The 23,881-nt window shown below is 45.9% G+C and carries 24 protein-coding genes; 17 read left to right on the top strand and 7 right to left on the bottom strand.

Annotated elements, in window-relative coordinates:
- Positions 1-46 precede the first annotated feature (46 nt).
- The 3 genes from G9G57_RS18045 to G9G57_RS18035 are packed head-to-tail and all read left to right on the top strand — an operon-like array spanning position 47 to position 3,074.
- A complete protein-coding gene (locus G9G57_RS18045; protein WP_016819394.1) occupies positions 47-1,327 on the top strand; it encodes an ABC transporter substrate-binding protein in 1,281 nt (426 codons plus the stop codon).
- A gap of 38 nt (positions 1,328-1,365) precedes the next feature.
- Positions 1,366-2,250 (top strand): carbohydrate ABC transporter permease, encoded by an 885-nt coding sequence (locus G9G57_RS18040; RefSeq protein WP_016819393.1) that lies wholly within the window; start codon positions 1,366-1,368, stop codon positions 2,248-2,250.
- The gene (locus G9G57_RS18035; RefSeq protein ID WP_017425736.1) at positions 2,247-3,074 is read left to right on the top strand and encodes a carbohydrate ABC transporter permease; all 828 of its coding nucleotides are present in this window, start codon (positions 2,247-2,249) and stop codon (positions 3,072-3,074) included. Before G9G57_RS18040 ends, G9G57_RS18035 begins: the two co-directional genes overlap by 4 nt.
- A 272-nt stretch (positions 3,075-3,346) precedes the next feature.
- Here the strand turns inward: G9G57_RS18035 and G9G57_RS18030 are convergent, their stop codons facing one another.
- Positions 3,347-4,297: a glycoside hydrolase family 26 protein gene (locus tag G9G57_RS18030; RefSeq protein WP_102999228.1), complete on the bottom strand. Its 951-nt coding sequence runs from the start codon at positions 4,295-4,297 to the stop codon at positions 3,347-3,349.
- 590 nt (positions 4,298-4,887) lie between these two features.
- A complete protein-coding gene (locus G9G57_RS18025; protein ID WP_038978263.1) occupies positions 4,888-5,286 on the bottom strand; it encodes a hypothetical protein in 399 nt (132 codons plus the stop codon).
- Between the two features lie 217 nt (positions 5,287-5,503).
- Here G9G57_RS18025 and G9G57_RS18020 point away from each other — a divergent pair, with 217 nt between their 5' ends.
- Entirely contained in the window at positions 5,504-6,550 is a 1,047-nt protein-coding gene (locus tag G9G57_RS18020) for a hypothetical protein (protein WP_019686102.1), read from the top strand.
- Between the two features lie 312 nt (positions 6,551-6,862).
- Here G9G57_RS18020 and G9G57_RS18015 read toward each other — a convergent pair whose 3' ends face one another.
- A complete protein-coding gene (locus G9G57_RS18015) occupies positions 6,863-10,150 on the bottom strand; it encodes a DUF5695 domain-containing protein (RefSeq protein WP_238799316.1) in 3,288 nt (1,095 codons plus the stop codon).
- 150 nt (positions 10,151-10,300) lie between these two features.
- Between G9G57_RS18015 and G9G57_RS18010 the strand changes: the two genes are divergently transcribed.
- A complete protein-coding gene (locus G9G57_RS18010; RefSeq protein WP_025363990.1) occupies positions 10,301-10,939 on the top strand; it encodes a pentapeptide repeat-containing protein in 639 nt (212 codons plus the stop codon).
- A gap of 72 nt (positions 10,940-11,011) precedes the next feature.
- Here the strand turns inward: G9G57_RS18010 and G9G57_RS18005 are convergent, their stop codons facing one another.
- Both G9G57_RS18005 and pdxR read right to left on the bottom strand, forming a co-directional pair.
- Entirely contained in the window at positions 11,012-11,440 is a 429-nt protein-coding gene (locus G9G57_RS18005) for a DUF1259 domain-containing protein (RefSeq protein ID WP_164965350.1), read from the bottom strand.
- 122 nt (positions 11,441-11,562) lie between these two features.
- Positions 11,563-13,101 carry a MocR-like pyridoxine biosynthesis transcription factor PdxR gene (gene pdxR, locus G9G57_RS18000; RefSeq protein ID WP_164965349.1) on the bottom strand — a complete coding sequence of 513 codons (1,539 nt, stop codon included), beginning with the start codon at positions 13,099-13,101 and terminating at the stop codon, positions 11,563-11,565.
- A 115-nt stretch (positions 13,102-13,216) separates the two neighbouring features.
- Between pdxR and G9G57_RS17995 the strand changes: the two genes are divergently transcribed.
- The 9 genes from G9G57_RS17995 (at position 13,217) to G9G57_RS17965 (ending at position 19,768) form a co-directional block, all read left to right on the top strand.
- Positions 13,217-13,828 (top strand): pyridoxamine 5'-phosphate oxidase family protein, encoded by a 612-nt coding sequence (locus G9G57_RS17995; RefSeq protein ID WP_113050182.1) that lies wholly within the window; start codon positions 13,217-13,219, stop codon positions 13,826-13,828.
- Positions 13,829-14,083: 255 nt separating this feature from the next.
- Positions 14,084-14,668: a TetR/AcrR family transcriptional regulator gene (locus G9G57_RS17990; RefSeq protein ID WP_102999262.1), complete on the top strand. Its 585-nt coding sequence runs from the start codon at positions 14,084-14,086 to the stop codon at positions 14,666-14,668.
- Positions 14,669-14,773: 105 nt separating this feature from the next.
- Positions 14,774-14,875: a hypothetical protein gene (locus G9G57_RS25970; protein WP_014599460.1), complete on the top strand. Its 102-nt coding sequence runs from the start codon at positions 14,774-14,776 to the stop codon at positions 14,873-14,875.
- Between the two features lie 65 nt (positions 14,876-14,940).
- Complete coding sequence (locus tag G9G57_RS26240; protein ID WP_016819381.1) at positions 14,941-15,063, top strand: hypothetical protein; 123 nt, start codon at positions 14,941-14,943, stop codon at positions 15,061-15,063.
- Between the two features lie 168 nt (positions 15,064-15,231).
- Positions 15,232-15,687: a MerR family transcriptional regulator gene (locus G9G57_RS17985; RefSeq protein WP_016819380.1), complete on the top strand. Its 456-nt coding sequence runs from the start codon at positions 15,232-15,234 to the stop codon at positions 15,685-15,687.
- 40 nt (positions 15,688-15,727) lie between these two features.
- The gene (locus tag G9G57_RS17980) at positions 15,728-16,939 is read left to right on the top strand and encodes an MFS transporter (RefSeq protein ID WP_016819379.1); all 1,212 of its coding nucleotides are present in this window, start codon (positions 15,728-15,730) and stop codon (positions 16,937-16,939) included.
- Between the two features lie 27 nt (positions 16,940-16,966).
- Positions 16,967-17,395: a universal stress protein gene (locus tag G9G57_RS17975; protein ID WP_016819378.1), complete on the top strand. Its 429-nt coding sequence runs from the start codon at positions 16,967-16,969 to the stop codon at positions 17,393-17,395.
- A gap of 42 nt (positions 17,396-17,437) precedes the next feature.
- Positions 17,438-18,856, top strand: a complete 1,419-nt coding sequence (locus tag G9G57_RS17970; protein WP_016819377.1) for an aldehyde dehydrogenase family protein — start codon at positions 17,438-17,440, stop codon at positions 18,854-18,856.
- A 351-nt stretch (positions 18,857-19,207) separates the two neighbouring features.
- Entirely contained in the window at positions 19,208-19,768 is a 561-nt protein-coding gene (locus G9G57_RS17965; protein ID WP_117290335.1) for an NAD(P)H-dependent oxidoreductase, read from the top strand.
- 407 nt (positions 19,769-20,175) lie between these two features.
- Here the strand turns inward: G9G57_RS17965 and G9G57_RS17960 are convergent, their stop codons facing one another.
- On the bottom strand, positions 20,176-20,640 hold the full coding sequence (locus tag G9G57_RS17960) for an AbrB/MazE/SpoVT family DNA-binding domain-containing protein (protein ID WP_016819375.1): 465 nt from the start codon (positions 20,638-20,640) through the stop codon (positions 20,176-20,178).
- A gap of 249 nt (positions 20,641-20,889) precedes the next feature.
- Between G9G57_RS17960 and G9G57_RS17955 the strand changes: the two genes are divergently transcribed.
- From G9G57_RS17955 to G9G57_RS17945, 3 genes are all read left to right on the top strand, one after another.
- Positions 20,890-21,762, top strand: coding sequence for a transcriptional regulator (locus tag G9G57_RS17955; RefSeq protein WP_102999224.1), 873 nt, complete (start codon positions 20,890-20,892; stop codon positions 21,760-21,762).
- A 114-nt stretch (positions 21,763-21,876) separates the two neighbouring features.
- A complete protein-coding gene (locus G9G57_RS17950) occupies positions 21,877-22,248 on the top strand; it encodes a MerR family transcriptional regulator (protein WP_013369358.1) in 372 nt (123 codons plus the stop codon).
- Positions 22,249-22,489: 241 nt separating this feature from the next.
- The gene (locus tag G9G57_RS17945; RefSeq protein ID WP_164965348.1) at positions 22,490-23,254 is read left to right on the top strand and encodes a MerR family transcriptional regulator; all 765 of its coding nucleotides are present in this window, start codon (positions 22,490-22,492) and stop codon (positions 23,252-23,254) included.
- A 97-nt stretch (positions 23,255-23,351) separates the two neighbouring features.
- On the opposite strand, the gene G9G57_RS17940 is transcribed toward G9G57_RS17945, so the two are convergent.
- Entirely contained in the window at positions 23,352-23,828 is a 477-nt protein-coding gene (locus G9G57_RS17940) for a hypothetical protein (protein WP_017425717.1), read from the bottom strand.
- Positions 23,829-23,881 lie beyond the last annotated feature (53 nt).

The following is a 23,881-nucleotide window of genomic DNA, read 5'->3' as shown; positions in this document are numbered from 1 at the left end:
AGCGTATACAAAATCGTTATTTTCAACTTAGGGGAGGTCATTTTGCATGAAGATGTGGAAAGGTGTATTGAGTACGATGCTGGTTGGCACGTTGTTGGCCGGATGTGGAGCGAATTCTTCAGGCAGTGACAGCAGCGGTTCCGGTGGAGACGGCAAAACCGTAAATCTCAAAATGTTTATTGCCCAGCCCCGTTTGAAAGAACACTACGATAAATACATTAATGCGTTTGTAGCCAAAGAGAAGAAAGATAAAAATATCGACGTTACCGTTCAACTGGAGATGCCGCCTGCTGACAATGCCGCACAAATTTTGAAGACAAGGCTCGCATCCAACGATGCACCGGACGTATTCGCACTGCATGCGGTGAATGAAATTCCACCGTTTTACAAAGCGGGATACTTGGAGGATTTGTCCGGTCAGCCATTTGTCAGCAAATTGATGGACAGCGTTAAGCCCTCGGTGACAACTCAAGACGGCAAGGTTGTAGCGGTTCCTTTGGAAACGATCTCCTGGGGCTATTTGTACAATAAAAAGATATTTAAGGATTTGGATTTGAAGCCGCCGGGAACGTTGACCGAAATGAAGGCTGTCGTCGAGAAGCTGAAAGCGAATCATGTGAAACCGTTCCTGTTGTCCTACAAGGAATCCTGGATTCCACAGTTGTTCGTGCCGCTCACTGCAGGTGCAATGATGAACACACAGAATAAGGATTTTATCGAACGGATGAATCAGGACAAAGGCTCTTTCTCCGAAATGAAGAGCATGTTCGATATTATTGATCTAGTGAACAGCAACGGTACAGATAAGGCGCTGGAAATTGGCGGGGATGATGGGTCGGCGGCCTTTGCCTCAGGTAAAGCGGCGATGTGGATTCAGGGGCCGTGGTTTGCGGAAACGATTTTAAAATCGGATCCGAAGATGGACTTTGGAGTAGCCCCGCTACCGATTAATGACGATCCGAATGCGACCTTGATCAATCTGTCCACTTCGACTTCGCTGGCTGTATCCTCTACAAGCAAGAATAAGGAGGTTGCACTCGATTTTGTTAACTATGTGTTGGACGACAAGGATTCCAGCGCGTTCTATGAAGCATTGAAATTTAACCCTATCTCCAAAGTCCATACGTTCAAAAGCTATCCTTGGGTTAATGACGCTACCGAATATGTGAAAGCAGGCAAGTCGTACCAAGATCCATCCATCCCGCAGGCGGTCAAGGACGAGGCAGGTAAGTCGCTCCAATCCTATTATGCTGGTCAGCTCTCGCAGGATGACGTCATTAAGGCGCTGGATAAGGCATGGAAATCGTATAACAAAGTGAACAAGTAGCGGGAACCTACAGAATGACATCGGGAGGGAGAGACTCCATGCCTTTTAAAATCTACAAAAAATACGTCATGCTGCTGGCGTTTACTGCCCCGGCACTGATCTTTTACGCCATCTTCCTGCTTATTCCAACGATCAGCGGCATGTACTACAGCTTTACAGACTGGAATGGATTGAATCCCAATTACAACTTTATCGGCTTGGGGAACTTTGTGGAATCCTTGAAGGAAGACCCCGATTTTCTCAATTCCCTTTGGTTTACACTTAAATACGTGTTGGTCATGATCGTGCTACAAAATGTACTTGCGCTAGTACTGGCAGTGTTGATTGAATCACGCACACGTAGCAAAGGATTTTTTCGGACGATATTTTTTATGCCCAATATGATCAGTACTATTATTAGCGCATTTATGTGGACATTCGTTTTTTCCTCCGTGCTGCCGCAGATTGCTGAAAAGACGGCCATCGCCTTTTTAGGTCAATCATGGCTGGGCGATCCGAAAGTATCGTTCTTTTCCATCATTATTGTCTCGCTCTGGAATGGTGTGGGATATATGATGATCATCTATCTGGCTGCACTTCAGGGTGTACCACAAAGCTTGAAGGAGGCTGCTATTATTGATGGAGCGAACGCATTTCAGACATTGCGAAGTGTGACGCTGCCGATGATTACCCACGCGATTACGATCTGTTTCTTCCTGACACTTAACGGTGCCTTCAAGGTGTACGAGGTCGTGTATGGGCTGACTGGCGGGGGACCGGGACGCAGTACACAAGTCATTACAATGAACATTTATGAGGAGGCGTTCTCCAACAACTTCCGTTATGGTTATGCGAGCGCTAAATCCGTTATTTTGTTCGCCATTGTGCTCATCTTCACTCTGATCCAGCTACGTGTCATGAAGAAGAGGGAGGTGGAGGCATGAGGCTGAAAAAAGCTAATTCCTTGCTGATCACGCTGATGCTGTGCGTGGGCGCAGTCGTGTCCTTCTTCCCAATCTACATGGCGGTCATTAATTCGTTTAAAACACAGGGTGAGATGTTTGCATCCTTTACGGCGCTGCCGACGAAGCTTCACTTTGAAAATTACAGCCAGGCCTTTCATCAGACCCATTTGCTGAACAGCGCTCTGAATTCTACGATTATTTCTTTTATCGGCATTGGCGGGATCGTGGTCTGTTCGGCACTGGCAGGCTACAAGCTGTCTCGTACAAGTGGAAAACTGAGCAGTGCGATTTTCTTTCTGTTTGTTGCGTCCATGCTGGTGCCTTTTCACTCTATAATGATACCGCTTACACGAATGGCAAAAGATTTGTCTGTTCAAGGCAGTACGTACGGCTTGGCTTTGATCTATATCGGTTTGGGCGTGAACATGGCCATCTTTTTGTATCATGGATTCGTCAAATCCATCCCGCGTGAGCTGGAAGAATCCGCGCAAATGGACGGCTGCAATGAATTCCAAACGTTCTTTCGCATTATATTTCCCTTGCTGCTACCGATCACCGTCACAATTGCCATTTTGGATTTCCTGTGGATTTGGAATGACTTTTTACTTCCACTTTTGATGTTGACGGATGTGAACCATTACACCCTGATTCTCTCGACCAATATGTTGTTTGGAGAATACAACAAGGATTGGTCGCTCATTCTGGCCGCGCTCGTGCTGACCTCCATCCCGGTTATTCTGATCTATGCCTTTTTTCAAAAATTCATTATGGAAGGCATTGCGGAGGGAGCAGTTAAGGGATAAGCTGTGCTTCTCATTGCCAAAAAAATCCTTTCTTAACCACGAACGTTTTCAAAAGAGACTAAACAGCCTGAGTCCCTACGAATATGGGACTCAGGCTGTTTAAATAGGGCTTATTAATAATTGGCTGCTTGATAGGGAAACTTCAGTTCATAAGGGCATGCTTTTTTGTCGTGCTTGATGACGTCCTAATCTTCCAGGACCTTGCTGTCTTCTTGGAATAACACGTATGATGCCTTGCTGCCGAACCGGGAGCCGGACGCTTACTATGAGCTCTACTTCGCAAACAGCGTGCTGCTATTCGTATTGTTCTGCGGAGCATAGGCACCGTCCCAGGTGATAAAGAAGCTTGCTCCAGTATAGATCTCATTCAGGGCATTGCTCCAAAGCGAATAATCGAATTCCTTGAGCTGATTATTGTTGCGATCCACATGGTCGCCGCCCACGGCTGGTCCAATCTCGCAGAAGCCATAAGTTTTGCCAAGTCCTTTGATGTCATTGTAAGCCATCTTGATTTCATTGTCATTGGATGGATCGTCGCTGTAGGCGTCGATGCCAATCCAAGTGACATAGCTGGAGCCGGGATAATAAGCGGCCGCGTTGGCTCCTTTATTTGGAGCATAGACAAAATTGACGTTGGACATGCCATGGGTCGTCACGATGTAATTGTACAGATTGATGTACAGGTTCTTATAGTCTGTCGTGTTCTTGTTTCCCCACCAGAACCAGCCTCCGTTCATTTCATGGAAGGGTCTGTAGTAGACGGGGGATGAGTCAAACTTTTGCAGGCTAGTCACAACATTGTCAATCTGAGCCTTATAATTTTGCAGCCATACGGAGCTGGATGAATTGATGGATGAAATGTCTGTATTGGCCAAGATCTTAAAATCGGAATCAGACATCGGGGCGTTTACATTTCCACCCTGGGGATTGGGCATGTGGGTAGAAATGGTAACGATTTTACCTAAGCCTTGGATGGCTGAGGCGCTATGAGAGGTAATGGAGGCTGCATCGCTCCCCCCGTAGTTCCAGTTCAGCAGATCATAAGAGACGATGTCAGGGTTGTAGGTCTGGACAGGACTGGTGTCTACACTTCCGTCATAGCCCAGGAACATGCCAGTATAATTGATATTACTCTCCGCGCCTGCCGTCATGGGTAGCGCGAATAATAACGCAGCCCCGGTCAGGGCGGTGATCAAGCTCTTCGTTTTCTTGAATGAATTCATATTGGTTATCCTCCTAATGTTTTATATCTTGCTATCGGTTAACGCAAGATAAGATGTGTTAAGTGAAAAATGTTCTAGTACACTACCTCCTTGGATCGGCTGGTTGACATTTACTATCAATCACAACGAACATTGTTTTTAGCGAGTTGATCCTATCTTCCTATAGGAAAGGGCTTTTTAGCGAACCCTCAATTATATCGACTGCAAGGAAAAAAACTAAAATAGTTCTATTGAAGTAAAAATTATTTCATATAACAATAAACTATCAATTTCTGCAAACAGTGGTAGAGGCTAAGTGTGTGAAAAAGAAAATATTTCCGGTTCATTTTTATGAACTTTTAATTCACTCTTATGAATTTTGATTGAAATTATTGTTATTCTTGTACTATATAGAGAATTCATACTCGCACACTTGACGTTACATCTATTTCTAACACCTTCATTGTTTTTAACAGAAATTAAACAGCCTAAGACCGTATGAATATCGGACTTAGGCTGTTTAAGGCTGCTTTTTTATTACGGTCTACTTAACAGAGATCAGTTCAATTATAGAAAGGCCTCTTATTTTGGAATGACCACACATCCAACTTTCACTTCGACAAACAGCTTATTATGAAAAATAAAAGCGAAATGATGATTATAAATAGATAAATACTAGAAACTCGTCTTCCAATAAGAGCTCCAAAATCTTCAGGATTTTTATATCCAATGATTAAGCTAGGAATAAAAAAAATACTCGATACAAAAATAGTGTAGTGGAACCCAGTATTATTAACAGGATTGGACCATGCTGACATTCCTAAAAAGGAAAGCAACTGGTCTCCGAATATGTAATCGCCAAATTCAAAAGAAACAGCCATGCCAAGAAGAGATAGCAGCAGTGAAAGTGATCCCCGGCCTATTTTCTTTCTGTTGTTTCTCAACACTGTGAAGATAATCAGTAAAATCACAATTGCCTGTATGCTGTATGTCAATATCATTGAAAACATGAAATACCTCCTCGAACATTAGAATCAAATGATCGAATGCCAATTTCGCGAGTGATTATACCATATTTTGTAATATCTTCATATATAGTTCGATACGGAGTTCGGTAGCGCAGCGGTCCGTTTGGCTCTAGAGAAGCAACAGCGATCGTAAGATCAAATGGAACGCAGAGCGGCCTTAGCCATACAATATTTCATCTGAATGTAAAAGGAGATGATTATGTTGGCTACCTTCTCGGCCGCGCTTCAGGTGAAAAAGCGGATGGCCAAGCGAGTCTTAAAAATGTCCGGTGTTCACGGCATTGGCGTAGGCTACAGGGACCCTGCCCATCCCAAAAGGGGAGCCGCTGTCATTGTGTACACGGACCGTCTAGCGTCGGCCTCTACTGGACTCTTGTCGGCCACTGCCTTAGGGAAGAAATCGAACGTTCCTGTCCGAATTGTAAAGACTGGAAAAATAAGGGCTAATGCTACGGACTACAAAGTGCGCATCCGCCCGGTCATCGCCGGCTACAGTGTCGGGACGATTGAAGGCTCCGGTACAACCGGACTTATCGTTGCCCCAACTGGAGCGCCGGCTACACGTTATCTTTTAAGCAATAACCATGTGCTCAATCCCTCCAATACAGACAATCGGGAGGCTACAATTCAGCCAGGCGGAGCCGATGGGGGGACGGTTGCCCAGGATCGTATAGGACGACTGTATCGTTACGTACGCTTAAATCCCACTGGAACGAACCTGATTGATGCAGCGCTTTCGCTTCCGACCCGCAACAACCTGCTCAATCCCCGTTATGCTACAGTGGGAGCGATTCCGGGTCATGTTACCGCCTATCGCATAGGAGAAAGATTGAAGAAGGTAGGGCGTACGAGCGGGCGGGTTAATGGCACGGTAGAGTCCGTCTATACGGACTTGCAAATCAATTATGGTGGTGAGTTGGGCCTGCTGACCTTCGAAGATCAGACGGTTATTAGAGGTACGACTCCTGTATCACTACCCGGGGATTCCGGCTCTGTATGGCTCAGACAGTCCGATAATTATGCAGCCGCGGTCAACTATGCAGGCACGGCAGATGGTCGCTTATCCATAGCCTTTCCAGTGCAGTGGGTCATGCAGGTATTCAACACACGAGTAGCCCGCCCCAGCGGGGCAGGCAGGGTACTCAGGGTAGATACAGGATCTTCCCCTCGTTCCTATACTAGACAACTCACCAGTGAGGAGCTCGTTCGCTTAAGACCAAGAACGACACGTATTAGACGAAGCTAATTGCTCTGCAGATGGAAGAGCTACGGCTAGACCCCTCGGTAAAGTGGTCGATTTACCAGCTTTCCATAGGAAGGCTCGCTTCGGAAGCATCATCTCCCCGGATTTCTCCCCTGATTGCAGAATTAAGATAAGAAATCCGGGGCGGAGGCGATGGGAAGCACCCGCAAAAATAATTCACGATACCAATCATTTACGACGCCAATGATTCACGGTACGAATCATTCATAATACAAATCATTCACAATCTAAAACGTTAATGGCATGAAAGGAATGCATTAAATTAAATTTATAATTACATTCTAATCGGCCCCTTCAGCATATGCTTGGACTCTCAAATCCATGGGCTGTAATGGTGCTGCTTGCCGAGGGCAAGCCCCTGATTTCCTGAGCAGTCAGAGCTCTGTTGTAAATGATCAGCTCATCTACTGCACCGTTAAGATAAGGATCATCAAACTGGGATTTCCCAATGTAGTTCCAATCTGTCAGTCCAAGGTTGGAAGGTCTCAGCGTCATACCCGTGTTACGTGTCGCCTCTATACCGTCCACATACATAATTCCCGTAGTGCCTGACAGAGTCACTGCGACATGCTTCCACACCCCTGTCGCCAGTTCCGGGGCGTTCAGCTGCTGTTCCTCTCCGTTCCCCAAGACAGTGATGGCAAAACGCATACCTGTCCCTTCGGCCTTCGGGGTCAAAAACATATACCGATCTGTTCCTGCTCCAAAATCAAACAGACGAGCCCAGCCATTATGCGTGTTCACTCGTACCCATGCTGCAATCGTAAAGTCATTTAAACTGCTAACTATTCCGCCGGGCAGGCTGGCATAGGCGCCAATACCGTTAAGGCGCAGGGCATTGCCATTCCGCCCCGCGCTCCACGAGCCGCCAATTACACTGGCCTGCTGCCCATAACCTGACGAATCGGCTGCGGTTGATCCGGCCGTTTCGTTAAATTCATAATGGGCTATAATGTCCCCAGCGGGAGCTGGATTGCCTGTACTGGACTGAATGCGGATATCGTAGTTGGCTGCCGTACCGATGTTCAGGCTGGTTGTAGTCGCAGCACTGTTAACAGCAGTGACTGAGCCGGTTTTTGTGCCGTCTACCAGTACGTCATACGTACCTGTCGCGAGTCCGGTTATTGTCACAGTAGTAGTATGAGCTGTGCCTGGTGTCGTATTTTTCAACATCAGACGGATGTTGTTCTTGGATTTGGACACGACGGCCAAGGTATATTGGTCCCGGTTCAACTCCAGACTCAGCTTCTGGGTAATCAGATGCAGACGTTGGAATACGCCGTCTTTTGGAGTAACCGTATAGCTGTTATTGCTTTCTGTAACGTCACAGCCATAACCGAACAATCCGAATATGGGATCGACAGCAACATCCGAACTTAGGATTTTAATGGCTCCAAACAGCCCCAGATCGGCTTCTCCGGACATGCCGCGCCATCCGTTAAAGAGAGGGCCGCCGTCCAGACCAAGGGCGCCGTAATTGCCCTTACCTGCCTGATATGTCCACGATACTGCCCCGATATTGGCAGGGTCCGGGCTGATCTGTCCCGAATTAATCGCCCCGATGTTCGCCAGTTTGGCGGCATAGGATAGGCGCTGGTCCACTTCAGGCTTGGACGAATAACGACGTGTCCAGTCATCCATCGCATAGCCCGCCAGCGAAGTGGTGTACTGGAAGTTCCACCAATTCTCTCCGGTAATTGTGACCGGATCGGTGTAATAGTACCAGACAGGCATATGACCGCGTGCAGCACGTGTTTTGGCATTGATTTTGCTCATCATTGTCGTATTGCCGTTCATTTTGGCAAGTGTATATACCGCCTCTTCGCCTGTATTGTCATAGTTGTACTCAGAGCCATAGGGATAGGTGGTGTTTTTGAAATTGTTGTACTTGGTAGCCATTTTGGCAATCATGTCGTTAGCCTCAGTAGTCAATCCTTCTTCCTGAAGCGCCTTAATCATATCAGGTGTGGTCAGCTCACCCATAAGCCCTGTGTTCCAGTTATAAGCAACAGGACCTTCATACAACGCTTTAAAAATACGATAAGCACGTAGCAAATATGTGTTTTTGCTATTGCGATAGCTGACCAGGCTGGGATACAACTTGGCAAGTTTATACATGCTGAAAAACGTATTGTAAATATGCGGATAGGCATAGCCCCGGTATGTTGGTGTCGTATTAGGTTGTGGCATCAGGAAATCAGGGACCAAATAATCGGTATGATGGCCTTCCATCAGATTCGTCCAGATAGCCACCTCCAGATAATCATCGACAGCCTTGATCTCAGACGCCACGGGCTTCTGGACATTTTTCTCCGCTAGAAACTGGCCGTGAGTTAATCCCCAATCATCACCCCAGCCCCAGTAGCCATTAAAGCTGTTGCGTTTGGCCTTATATTGCATCATCCAGTCGTCAAACACCTTGTCCCGCAGGTCTCCCGGTATGTTCCATTGGGTGCTGTTAACCATGAAGGTGGAGTGACGCTGAAGTGCAGTGTCAACCGGCTCAATGGCATAGAACTGGAGAACGGTTTTTTCGCCGTTACCGTAATTTACTGTAATATTGTTGTGACCCAATCGTCCCAGTGTAAGCTCATATATTTTGTGATTTGTAGGGGCATTTTCCAAATAGCTGATGGTCGTTTCGGAGGGATACTGCGCTGTGACAGAGGTAATGGATTTACGGGTATGCAGATCGAATTTAGCTTTGAGATTGGTCGGGACAATCATACCCGGAACCACGGTCACATCTACATGCCCCTCGCTGTATAGCCTGTCCTTTACAGCCTGCTCGTCCGTTACCTTGTAGAATTTAAAGGCATACGTTTTGCTTTCACCAGGGGCCAGCGACAGACTGGTGCTTCCGATATAACCACGGTTGGTGCTTTTGATGACATTGGAGTGGATATAGAACACATTCAGTCCCTCAGACCAGCCGCCTTGCTCCATAGCCCATGTACTGCCAGGATGCTCCTCGACTCTCCAGTGGTCCTGATATTCGAGACCAGCACCCGTTGCGGCATCAGGTAGCAGCAGGATATACGGTCCGATGCCGCTAGGTCGTCCAGCTGTAATAAAGGAACTGTGATGACCTACAAAGGAGTGAGAGAGTACCCTGGTTTCATAGATTTGTTCATTATTGCCACCGGACCAGTATTCGTTAAAAGGAAGCGGCAGCCCCCAATCTCCGATTTCCAGTGCTTGATTAGAAGTATTCGTTACTTTCATTTGCCAATGTAAATAGTCGTTAACCAACGAATAGGTTTCTTGTAAAGTGAAGTTGCGTATTCCCTGAGGGTTGGAGGAATTTTGATAGGATACCTGGACGCTGTTACCAGAAGAGATGATCTGGCGCACATCAGCAGAATTGCTTGTCCATGCCCGAGTCCACGCCCCGTTACCGAGACGATAGGTGAACATGAGTTCACCCAGCCACTGATGATCTGACGTATTTTGTTTAGGTGCGTTAGAGCCGTTCATGACATAATTCGTATTGAAGGTGTCTCCTGTCAGACGTAAGGAAGAGATATCCCCATAATTCCCGATTGAGATGGAGAATATTTGATTAGATAGCTGTACTGCCATGCTATCAACCTCCTAACAAAGGTTCGTGAGTGTGCTCACATGTTAATATATGTGTCAAAAATACTTTTGCTACCCTATACGTGAGAATTAATAGAAAATAGATTCATATAGATATCCTAGAAATCTATTCATAGTGGAGGTAGAGCTATAATGAAAAATAAAATGGAGTCACCGAAGATTCCTGCGGACTTACCCGTATTAAATGAAGAAATACGCTCCATACGATCCAAAGACGAACTTAGTACAGGGTCTGTAGAGGATATTATTTTGGACAATATGGAAGCAGTTAAGGTTTCATTAGAGAAGATGGTCTTCAAAAATGTCACCATCATGGAATCATCATTGCCGGAAAGTGAATGGACAGACATCATTTTTGATAAATGCGATCTGTCTAATATTAATTTTTCCGGCTCCTTTATCCATCGGGTAGAGTTCAGAAATTGTAAATTGCTCGGAACGGATTTTTCGAGAAGTAGGCTCCAAAACGTTCGTTTTCTGGATTGCCTAGGGGATTATTCGATGTTCCGTTTTGCTAATTTCAAGCAAGTTGGTTTTGAGGATTGTTCTTTGATAAGTGCAGATCTTTATCATGCAACACTACAAAAAACCTCTTTTGCCCGTTGCAATCTGGATCAAGCCATCCTGTCGGGGGCCAAGCTCAAGGGAATTGATCTCAGTGATTGCGAATTTGACGGATTACAAGTGGAGATAGAAGACTTGAATGGTTGCATCATCTCACCGCATCAGGCTTCATCCTTTGTTGGCCTTTTGGGGCTAGTGATTAAATAAGGGGTTCAGGGCAAAGGTAGCCATAACAAAGAAAAGATCCGCCTAAGCGGATCTCTTGCATTTATTGATAGCTTATTTCTTTTTAATCACCGGACGTACAGGCTTCGTTGTCAAGACATTAAGCGCGTCACGTACTTCTGTGGCGAAAACAAGCGGCTTTTCTACTTTTTCAAAGTGGATGTACCAAAGGTTAGGGTTATCGAATAGCCAGTGATTGTGGAGTGCCGTCACTTTGATATCATGGTTACGAAGTCGAGAAATAAACGGATTAATTTTTGCGGTCAGAATCACAGTTTCGCCAAGACATAAACCTTTTCCGTTACGGCCAATGCTTTCGAAAGAAAAAGCTTGGGGGATGGCAAGAAAGGATCTGGCCCTTTTCCCCAAAATGATCGGCTTGATGTTATTTCTGACTGTAGATGCAGTACAAACTCCGTTAATGATTTGAGGTGTTGCTTTTAATATATCGGCAAACCGTTTACAAAGTGGACTAACTGCCATTTCTCTCACTCCAATTCTTTTAAGTTACTAGCATCATATGAAAGAGTGAGGGAATGGAAAGGGCAAGTCTTCTTTATCGTTAGTCTAATTTGCTATATACAAAGTACGAATAGAGTACCCTTTTATTGCCTTAGCGTTGCTCCGTGATACTGATGTTTGATACTGTCCCAGGCCTGGCGCAGACGCATAATACCTTCGATAATCTGCTGCTCCGTTAAGTGAGCAAAGTTAAAGCAGGCTGAAGGAGGCCCCGGTGTCAGTTGGTAATCAGCAGCATCACGCCATGTGACTCCATAAAATCGTGCTGTCTGCATCAAATGATGATACTGGGCAGGTCCATGCTTCCAGATGGCATAGGCGTGTAGACCGCAATCGTTCTGCTGCCAGTGAAACAGCTCACTCAACGGCTGTATTTCATGCTGGAATACGTCGTAGCGTGATCTGTATATTCGAGTCATCCGCCGCAAATGACGAATGTAGTCTCCGCGCATCATAAAACGTGCCAGTGCACGCTGTTCCAAGCGGGCAGGCGGCAGGGGATCGTATAGTCGTTTGGCAGCAGTCAGCGCTTGAGCTAATGCCACAGGCAGGATGGCAAACCCGAGTCGAAGGCTGCTGAACATGCTTTTGGAAAAGGAACCGACATAGATGACACATTCCGCGCGATCCAGTGCTTTTAATGGTTCAATGGGGCGTCCTGCCCAGCGGAATTCACTGTCATAATCATCCTCAATGATCCACGCCCCCTTAGACGCTGCCCATTGCAGAATATGTTGACGGCGCGTTAATGGCAATACAGCACCGGTTGGAAACTGTCGTCCAGGCGTAACAAACAGGAGCTTGGCATCCCAATCCTGTGGAATAATTCCATGCTGATCCAGCTCAGCAGCGTGTATCTGTCCGCCTGAGGCAGTAACTGCACGGTAGATGCCGGAATAACAGGGATTCTCCAGTACAATGTTATCTTGTTCATGAATAAGCAGCTGACTTAATAACGTGATCACTTCCATGGAACCACTGCATAATACGACTTGATCCGGGGTAGCCGTAATTCCACGTGTTCTGCCAACATGATGGCAAATCGCTTCACGCAGTCCTTTATCACCGTTCACTGGTGCAGGCGTCGAGTCATCCGAAGGCTTTTGCAGGTCCTTGCCAGCGGCAGCCAATGCACTTTTCCATGCGATCTGTGAGCTGCCCTCCAATACATCTTCTTCTGCTTGAAAAGAAATCAAAGGCTGCTGTGCACCGTCTCTATCCGTAGCAGACACAGGAGCCGAGTATAAGGCCCGTTCTCTTTCGAGCTGCATTATTCGTTGTCCCCATGCTGACAGAGCAGGGGCTTTTTGTTTTGCAATAGGCGGGGTTTGGTTCTGCTGATCGATTAGAGATTCGTCTGGCAGCATTGCAGTCTGTTCCATAACAAAGGTTCCTCTGCCTACTACCGAATTCACATATCCTTCTGCCAACAGCATATCGTATGCTTCTTTAACACTTCCGCGCGAAATGCCATACATCACAGCCAGATCACGACTGGAAGGCAGGCGCGTACCGCTGGCAAGGGAGCCAGTGAGAATTCCCTCTCGAAGAGCGTGATACAATGCCAAGTATTTCAAATGATATTTTTGAATTGCGCGCTGATAAGCAATCGTAATGTCCATACTTTTCTCCTTATATTGGACCAGTCATTTCCGTTCATATTGGATCTTTTTAATAATCCATTTTCAACATAATCTGAAATGTATCATTGGTCAATAGATGGAAGGAGAGTCCCCTATGAGAAGAAAGGAATTTACGGTAGAAGAACTAGAGGAAATAGAGCAGTTTCTAAGCGAGGTCAGTTTCGGATTTTTAGGCATGAACAGCGAGGATGGTTTTCCGCGTGTGGTTCCCTTGAATTTCGCTTATGGAAATGGCGTTTTTTATATTCATGGTAGCCGTGCTGGAGAAAAGATGGAACGGATGAAAGAGGATAATCGGGTTACTTTTTCAGCTGCCAAAGAATATGCGCTCATTCCATCTTATTTCACGGATGAACATATGGCATGTCCTGCGACCTCATTTTTTAAAAGTATTACCGTGCGTGGTCATGCGGAGCCTGTAGTGGATTTGGAAGAAAAAGCATCAGCATTTTCCATTTTTATGAGTAAGCTGCAACCGGAAGGCGGATATGACACGATTGATGCCAGCGATTCTCGGTATGCCTCACGTTTGAAAGGGGTCGCTCTGATCAAAATTGTACCCGAGGAATGGACCGCCAAGTTTAAATTCGGACAAAATGTTAAAGATCAGGAGCGTCAGCAAATTATCAACGGCTTGCAACAACGGGGGCTGGATGATGATCTGATAACGATTGAAATGATGCGCAAATATGGTCCTCATCACTGAGATATATCGAAAGTCAGGATTTCACAAAATTCTCAAGTATAAAAATTTAAATTCGGCGTAATAATTCCTGCTCGCTCATCTATCTAATTGGTTAATTATACCTTGAAGGGGGATACCCTTGATTTTCCATAACATTCAGTCCTTCTATATTAGGACTTTTGAAGGAAAGGTATATATCATCCTCAAGCCCGTTGTTCTTACTGCAAAGGAACTTTATAATACGATAGATTTGTGGTGTAAGGGGGCAAAACCGTGATGAGAGCAGGAGTCAGAAGTCGGGAAAGTCGGCGGTTGTTACTGGAAGCGGGGGCTGAAGAGTTCGCTCAGACGGGGTTTTACCAAACTAAGGTAAGTTCGATTGCGGCACGTGCAGGATTGACGCAGCCGGATTTTTATATTCATTTTGAAAGCAAAGAACAAATGTATGAGGAGCTTGTGGAGAGCTTCCGTACTTTGGTGAATGAGACGGTACAAAGTATGAAGATTGACCCGGACCTAAGCGAAGCTGAAGTTTTGAGACGGGGACAAGCTTTTCTGGAAGCTATTTTTCGCATGTTGTCTAATAATCCGGCGATCACTCGTGTCGGTTTTTACCAGGCGGCAGACTCGGTACACATCAAGGCGGAAATGGCGGAACATATCAAGAAGCATCTGCTGGCGGCACAACGATGGGGTTCCTGCCGTGAAGAACTTGACCCTGAACTGACAGCAGAATGTGTGATCGGTTTGATAGAACGGCTGACGTTAACGAAATTGCTGCCTGGACGTGAAAGCCCGTCTGTACTTGCCAAGCAGGCAAGAAATCTCCTGTATCACGGAATGCTCGCATTCGAAGAATAACTGGACCCCAAACCCATATTTGGGCAGCAGGCGCGGCATTTGTCCCTATCATGGACGGTGGCATAAGCATAAGATGCTTTGTAAACCATGAAGGGAGGAATCACCATGTCTGGAGTAGGCGCTGGTTATGGAGCTTTTACATCTACAGGAGCGATTCTGGTACTTTTCATTCTGCTCGTTATTATTTCCAAAGCATTCGTTATCTAATTCTCAGTTGAAGAATTTGATTTCGGGCGATTTGTTGTAATCGACAGAGGGAGGAGGAATTTGAGATGGGTGAAGTAGATAGAAGCTGTGGCTGTGGCGGTGGCGGCTACGGCATGTGGACTTCCACTGGTGTCATTTTGGTACTCTTTATTTTGCTGGTTATCATCACACGTACTTTCTTCATCTAAAGTGATATTCATGGGCTTGAGCGCCGATGCTTCGGGTCTATGACTATGCAATCCCAAATAGGAACCGTCTCTAACAGAGGCGGTTTCTTTGTGTTTAAAAGTTTACGTTGACGTTAACGTTATATAGGCGTAGTATTTATATATAATCTTTTTCATAAGGTGGGTGTCATGGTTACGTATAAAATTGATGAGGTTGCGAAGCAAAGCGGTTTAACCAAGCGAACTATTCGTTATTATGAGGAAATCGGCTTATTGCCCTCCCCGCAGCGCAGTGAAGGAAATATGCGGCTGTATACGCAGGAGGATGTGGATTTACTAAAAAAAATAGTGAGTGCCAAGGAAGTGCTTGGCTTTTCTTTGCAAGAACTTCAGCGGTACATGTCCGCAGCAGAAATGCTCAAGGGGCAGCGGGAGGAATATCGCGAGCGCACAGAGCATTTGCAGCCAATCGAGCGACGGACCATGTTGGAGGATATGGAACGTACGCTGAACGAACAGTTGGACTTAATGGAGGGAAAGATCAACAGTATCCGTATGCTCCAGACAGAGCTGGAGGAGCTGCGGGTTAGGGTGCGTGAACGTAAGGTTCTTCTGGATGAGGAACTTGAGCACGACCCATCATAACAAGAACATTTACATTCAGATGTGGAGGTAACATCCTATTATGAGTTCACAACATGCATTACCTGAAGAGTTAAAAGAACGCTCAGGCTTGCTGTCTCAACCTAAAGCGGTATGGGCGGTCGCCTTTGCCTGTGTTATTTCATTTATGGGTCTGGGATTGGTCGATCCGATCCTGCCGGCCATTGCCGATCAGCTTCATGCTACGAAAAGCCAAGTGTCGCTGCTGTTCACCAGCTATAATCTGGTGACGGGCGTTGCGATGCTGATTACGGGCGTTGTATCTAGTCGATTGGGTGTCAAATGGACGTTATTAACCGGCATATTATTTATTATTGTGTTTGCCGGACTGGGCGGCACGGCTAGTACAGTTGGCGGAATTGTGGGCTACCGGGCAGGCTGGGGCCTGGGAAACGCTTTGTTTATCGCAACAGCGTTGTCTGCGATTGTAGGTCTGTCCACTTCTGGAACAGCTAAAGCGATTATTTTGTATGAAGCGGCCTTGGGGCTTGGGATTTCAGTCGGCCCGCTGCTAGGCGGTGAGTTAGGTTCCATTTCCTGGCGCGGTCCATTTTTCGGTGTAGCTGGATTGATGGTTATTGGCTTTTTGTTCATTACGTTTATGCTGCCTTCGATTCCAAAGCCGAAAAAACGCGGTTCCATTGCGGACCCATTCAAAGCGTTAAGTTATCCTGCCTTGTTCACGCTCGGCATTGTAGCATTGTTATATAACTTTGGATTCTTTACGTTGATGGCGTATTCTCCATATGTCATGCATTTAGACGAGCATGGTTTGGGTTACGTGTTTTTTGGTTGGGGAATTATGCTGGCCTTTACCTCGGTGTTTGTAGCTCCAAAGATTCAAGCACGCTTGAGCGTGGTATCTTCCATTAGTATCATGCTGACGTTGTTTGCCATTGATTTAGGTGTTATGGCGATTGGGACTTTAGCTGGTTCGCCAACGACTGTCATTGTAGCGGTCATTGTGGCTGGTATTTTTCTGGGGATTAACAATACATTGATTACAACCGCTGTTATGCAGGCTGCTCCAGTGGAGCGCTCCACAGCATCTGCGGCTTACAGCTTTATGCGTTTTTTGGGCGGGGCCATCTCACCATGGCTTGCAGGGAAGCTGTCAGAGTGGTATGCAGCAGAAACTCCGTTTTATTTTGGAGCATTGATGGTACTGATTGGCGTAGCTGTGCTGATCGTACGTCGCCGACATATGCAGGATATTCAGGTAGATGCACACTAACATTGAACTTCTGGGGAGGAAAAGAGTATGAGCGAATTCAAACAGATTCTGGTCGCGATTGATGGTTCGGAACACGCTATGAAGGCATTGGAGACAGCCAAAACGTTATCCAAGCAGCTTCAGGGAAACCTGCATCTGACCGTATTGCATGTAAATCCGACTTTATCCATGAATGAGCCCCCGGTTGGGATTGATGTGGATGAGCGGATCGAAGAGGAAGGTCGTCATATTCTGGAGCCTGCAGCCGACTATTTGAAGGACGAGGGCATTTCGTACCGTATGCTGGCGGGGCATGGTGATCCGGCGAGTTTCATTTGTAAAATTGCAGATCAGGAAAAGGTAGATCTGATCATTATGGGAACACGGGGACAGGGACTTGTTTCGGAGCTGATCCTGGGTAGTGTGAGCCATCATGTGATTCAGCACGCACCTTGTCCAGTGCTGACAGTGAAATAGTATTAAATGAGACATTGATATAGAGCAAAGGAGGAAAAAAGCATGCAGCAGCACTTATTTATTGGCGGTGAATGGAAAGCAGCTTCATCATATACGACGCTGAAATCACCGTATTCCGGGGAAGTCATTGCCGAGGTAGCAGAGGCCACTGCTGAGGATGCCAAGACCGCTATTCAGGCGGCTTCTGATGCACGTGCAGAGATGCGGGTCATGCCAGCCCACCAGCGGTCAGCTATTTTGGAGAAGCTGGCTGACCTGCTGGAAGAGCAGCGTGAGGATGCAGCGCGTATCATTGCACGTGAAGCGTCCAAGCCATGGAAGGCTGCGCTTGCGGAAGTTGATCGGACGGTACAAACCTACAAGTTTGCAGCCGAAGAAGCCAAGCGCATTCACGGAGAGACCATTCCGCTGGATGCTGCACCAGGCGGCGAGGGCCGTATGGCCTACACGCTCAAAGAACCCGTCGGGGTAGTAGGAGCTATTACACCATTTAACTTCCCGATGAACTTGGTCGCTCATAAAGTGGGCCCTGCGCTGGCAGCAGGCAATACGGTCGTATTGAAGCCTGCGGAGCAGACACCACTGTCGGCTTACTTGATCGCGGAGCTGTTGGAGCAGGCCGGGTTGCCTGCGGGCGCTCTTAACGTGATCAGCGGCGATGGCAAAACGATTGGCGACGTACTTGTTACTGATCCACGCGTCAGCTATATCACCTTCACCGGTAGCCCGGCAGTCGGTACAGAAATTCGCTCCAAGGCTGGCTTGAAGCGGGTCACGCTGGAACTGGGTTCCAACGCGGCTGTTATTATTGACCGTGATACAGATGTGGACGCGATCATCGACCGTTGTGTGAGTGGAGCCTTTGCCAATCAGGGGCAGGTATGTATCTCGGTTCAACGTATTTACGTTGTCGGTGAGCTGTATGATACGTTCGTATCCCGATTTATAGAAGCGACTCAACGTTTAAAAATCGGAGATCCGCTAGACCCGGACACGGACGTATCGGCGCTCATCTCAGCCAAGGATGTCGAGCGTGTTCGTGAGTGGCTGGAGGAAGCAGTCCAAGCAGGCGCGAGAATCGCTCTGGGTGGTCATGCCGAAGGTGGGATTCTGGAGCCGACCGTATTGCTCAATGTGGACCCGACTTCCAAGGTGTCTTGTCGCGAAGTGTTTGCCCCACTTGTGCTGATTCATTCCGTTAGCTCTGTAGATGAGGCTGTGAGCCATGTGAATGATTCAATTTATGGCTTACAGGCGGGAATTTACACACGTAATATCACGACCGCGCTGGATGCAGCGGACAAGCTTGAGGTAGGGGGCGTGATGATCAATGACATACCAAGCTTCCGTGTTGACCATATGCCGTATGGCGGTGTGAAGCAAAGTGGCACTGGACGCGAAGGTGTAAAGTACGCTATGGAAGAAATGTTGGAAACCAAGCTGATCGTTATTAAACGGTAAATAGCTATATAAAAGCCTATCTGATGGACATCGAAAATGCGCTTTGCGTATGCTACTCATCAGATAGGCTTTTTTGCGTCTTCTGCGCGATAGTAACAGTGGCAAGTTGAACCAAAAGCACTTGCGAAATAAAAAGGAATAAACTATACTGAGACCAATCAATTAGTGATTGATCAATTACTAATTGATTAACAATCAACGTAGGTGACATTTATGAGCAGCATACGCTTCAAGTTGACTGAACGTATCTTTATTGGAACTATGAATTGATGCAGATTCAGTTAGGTGAAGAAGTATGAAGCTAAGTAATTGATCAATCACTCATTTTATTAGTAAATGGAGGAGAAGAAAATGAAACATCTTATTATTTACGCGCATCCATCACATGAAAGCTTTAACCATGCAATTTTGACCACAGCATTGAAGGGACTAAAGCAAAAAGGGCATGATGTGGTGGTTCGTGATCTATATGATATCGGCTTTCAACCTGTAGTCAGCAGTAGCGAGATTATTGGAGGAATCGGAGAAGATATTGTGCGGGAACAGAAGTTTTTGCAATGGGCAGAGGTGGTCACCTTTATTTATCCGATATGGTGGACGGGGATGCCAGCCATAATGAAAGGGTATATTGACCGCGTATTCTCTTACGGGTTTGCTTACAAATATGTAAACGGGGTGCAGATGGGGCTGCTCAAGGGGAAGAAAGTCATCATCCTCAACACCCAAGGGAAATCACATGCGGAATATGCCAGCAATGGCATGGATCAAGCACTTCACTTGACGTCCGACAAAGGCGTATTTGAATATTGCGGACTTGACGTTATGTATCATATATTTTTCGAGTCGGTACCCCAATCCGATGAAGATACACGTAAAGAATGGCTTCGCCAGATTGCAGGCATACTTGGATAAGGGCCTTGAGCCTGGCTGATTTGAGTAACATCAATATAAGACTGTGTACCAAGTTCCTATAAGATATTTTTTGAAACTCACTGTCCCCAAAAATGCACATCTTTACAGGTAAAAGTATTTTGGATGAGTTGAAACAACATTAAAATGAATAAATAAACGAAATGACCTTCTTTACGTAGAGAAGGTCATTTCGTTTAATTTAGGCGTTACTATTAATTGGCATAGTCTTATTAATAAGGCGTTGTCGCTTGCAAGTCATCTAGTAGTTCTTTGTACCTAGTTCGAGGATTTCGCAAATGTGTTTCCTGCTTTTTGTCGGTTAGCTATGATGCTGCGTATCACGGTTCAAAATTAGCTGTACATGATGAAATCTCTGGTGTATACCTATGTAGGATAGCAAGCTGTAGTTATAGCATTTTTTTGAGCTGGGATATACGGGCTTGGGAAACCTCAAGCATTTTGGCATATTCGTGCTGTGCTGCATTGGGTTGCTTTTGCATTAATTCTTTGAGGCTTTCAATCATCTGCTGTGTCGATCTCCGTAGACGCTTGGACTCTTTAATCGACCGTTGTCCGTTGGCTAAAGCCGATTTGGCTGGTCTTAGGACAGGGCTAAAATTTAACCCCTTCTTTAAACTTTCAATACATTCTTTACAAATAAAACTATCTCTAAAATAAGTCAATTGTTCTGCTGAACCACACATTTTACACGTCACCCCGGTATATTTTCGAAAGGCGAGAATACCGGTTTCCTCATCTGCGAAAATCTCAACGGGGTCACCCACATTAAAATCCATAGAAATTCGCATTTCTTTGGGAATGACGATACGGCCTAACGCATCTAGGGGACGTGTCATACCTGTACTTTTCAAATGATAACCTCCTTTTTTTTATATCCTTATAATACTAAATAATTATAGTAAAAAAGAATAGGCTTAGAGAAGCAATCGCATATATTAAGTAAACTGTTGAAAAGTATACAAGTAATTACCAAAATATGCTTTTTAATCGCGGAAAACGTGTTGAGAAATTATAGGGGATTACCGATATATATTCAGAATGAATATTCTAGTTGGTGAAGGAATTTTTAGTAATATACGATAAGGAGCTGTGAATTACATATGGCAATCGATTTGGACACTGCTATTCCTGCAGTCATTATAAAGGTCGGAGGATTAGTAGATCAGCCCGAGCAATTTACCGCCGAGGCGAAGAAGGCTGCTGCTATGCTGGGAGAAGAGGCATTGCCTCTATTCCCGCGTTATTTTTTTGGAACTGAGTTGCAGAAGCCTGAGAGTTTGGCAGGAAAGTACGAAGGGTTGGGCGACTGGCTGCATATTCAACAGGATGCGATTTTTGAGATTATCTACAATTACAGGGAAAAAGCGATTCCCATGCTGTATGAGGTGGCGTTCGGGGTGTACGATTGGACGCAGTATAAGGCAGTGAGGATACTAACTCGGTTAGCCCGTGAAGGTGTTCAGACCGAGCAGATTGTGGACGATATTATCAGCCATGTCGACGATTTTCGTTATGAGGCACAAATGCCTACATTTTATTTTCTGTCGGGACTGACGGGCAATAAGAAGGTTGCCGCACTGCTGCAAAGGCACTTCCTTGAGAATTTGGAATACGATCCGATTGATGCCTTTGATATTTTTGAGAATTTGTACCGTTGTTCGCCTGATGTTGCTAGGAGACATGCCGATTTTCTCAAAGCCATTGCCCGTGGTGAAGGCCTAGAAGGCCGCTCTCCGTTACTGGACGGAGCGATAGGGACTACCGATGAGAACGGCAAGCAAGAGTACCACTGGCCTGATGATGAACCTGTCGAAGAGCAGCACCAATTACGAGCGGCCATATTTTATTACCAGTTGAATTCTCAGGATGAGGAGGTCAATCGGCTGTTGGATCAATGGGAAGTGAGCCATCCGGAGGAGAATGTAAGGAGTTATATTGGGAAATTGCGAGGGGAAGGACAGGGAGAGAGCTAGCTGTTCAGTTGGTGAATAGGGAAATCCTAATTTTGCACTCTTTTCTATGAAAACTTATACTTATCGTTACTGCTGACTTGAAGCGAAAATACAAGAACGAGGAGGGGATCAACCATGTACTCCATTAAAGAAGTTGAAATCAGGAGCGGATTGCCAGCATCTACCCTTCGTTATTATGAAAAAGAGGGCATTCTACCTGATGTCGGTCGGGATGAAGGTGGGAGAAGGGTATATACCGAGAAACAAATGGATTGGATCAGGTTCCTTATGGCTATGAAAGACACAGGAATGACCATTGAAGAAATTAAGGCATACCTTGAGCTAAATGTAAAAGGAGAAGCCACGATCCAAGAGCGAAGAGATTTCCTGGTTGCTCACAAAAAGAAAGTGGAAGAACATATGGCACAAACGCAACACAATTTGGAGAAAATTATTCAAAAGATAGCTTACTACGATCATGTGGTCATGGGAAAAAGCTTCTCTTAGTCGCCAGATCGAATTGAATATATGAAGCCCCCAGCCTATTTGAAATACGCTGTAGGGCTTTTTTTTGCATAGATATCTAAAGATACCTGCTGTAGGTCGCAAGTATGAAAAATCGTTGGCAATTAGGCGGTTCACAATGTGCTTACAGGGTAAAAGTGTAGTACCAAGGTGGGGAAGTGGGGGTATTGACTCTCACGCCACGTGAGGCTGTAGACTGTGAAAGCAAGGGAGGTGAAGCGGAATGGCTTATACGGTTAAGGAAGTATCTAATCTGTCGGGAATCAGCGTTCGAACTTTGCATTATTATGATGAAATTGGATTGCTGAAACCACATCATACCGGAAATAATGGATATCGCTATTACGAACAGGAACAACTGTTGAGGCTTCAACAAATCATGGTGTACAGGGAACTGGATTTGCCTTTATCCGAAATTGGCAATGTGCTAAAGCAAACCAAGGAGCAGAAAGCCGAGGTTTTGCAGGTGCATCGAGCCAAGATTGAGGCTAAGGTCTTCCGCTTGCATACTCTCTTTCAGACCATTGACGAAACGGTGGCTCATTTGAAAGGAGAACAAACGATGAAACCAGAGCAAATGTACCAAGGGTTTAACCCGGAAAAACAGGAAATGTATGAACGTGATCTGACGGAACGTTATGGTTCACAGGTCGAAGAAAAGATCCAGGAGAGTAAGACCGCGACGACGAACTGGAGCAAAGAGGATTATTTGGATTCACAGGCAGAGGCAGATCAGATTCATCGGGAGCTGGCTGAAGCCATGCATAAGGGATTGAAGCATAACAGTGCAGAAGTACAGGCGCTGATCCGCCGTCATCTTCAATGGGTAAGCCGATTCTATACCCCTACAGCAGAAATTTATAGCGGGCTGGGAGACTTGTATGTAGAACATGAGGACTTCAGTAAAATGTATGAAGGCTATCGCCCTGGGCTAGCTGAATATTTGCGAGACGGAATGAAGGAGCTGGCCAAACGGGAATTAACCTAGAGCAACAGCTGATGAAAAGGGCTATAAGTAATATGAAAAAGGGTGAACAACAAACCCATCGACGGCCTGCTGTTCACCCTTTGTTGTGTAAAGCAGCTTACATGCTGCTTGGTGCTGTTCTCATGCTTTGCTGACTGCTGTTTCCGTACTGCTGCATGCTACCACTGCTTGCAAAATGCTGCCCGGTCGTCCCCATGTGTTGCGGAAAGCTGTGGTTCATGTGGCTTCCTGCACTAAAGGTGGATGGTTGCATACTGCGAGAAGCATAGTTATCGCCAAATCCAGGTTGAGTCATTTGGCTGCTTGAGCGGATGGAGTTTTCCAATTGGCTACACAGTTGAATGACTTGCTGGTATTGCTGCATCGCTTGCTGGTGATGCTGAATTGCGGTTTGAATCATTTGAGCTGCGCTACGTTCGCGTTGCACTAGGCTTTCAAGGCTGGATGCGTTTTGTTGCTCTTGTTGCAGCAATTGCTGATACATAGCAGTTCCTTGTTGTGTTTGTTGTACCAATTGCTGCATAATTTGTTCACATTGATGAAGTTGTTGTTGTGGAGCCATGTTGTTGAACATTGATCATCAATCTCCTTCGCCGGATAGTTTAGGTTTTAGGACCCTCATATATT

The organism is Paenibacillus sp. EKM211P (assembly GCF_011066175.1).
Lineage (GTDB): Bacteria > Bacillota > Bacilli > Paenibacillales > Paenibacillaceae > Paenibacillus > Paenibacillus polymyxa.
Note: the sequence above shows the minus strand (reverse complement) of the source record. Positions and strands in the feature narration are given on the sequence as shown.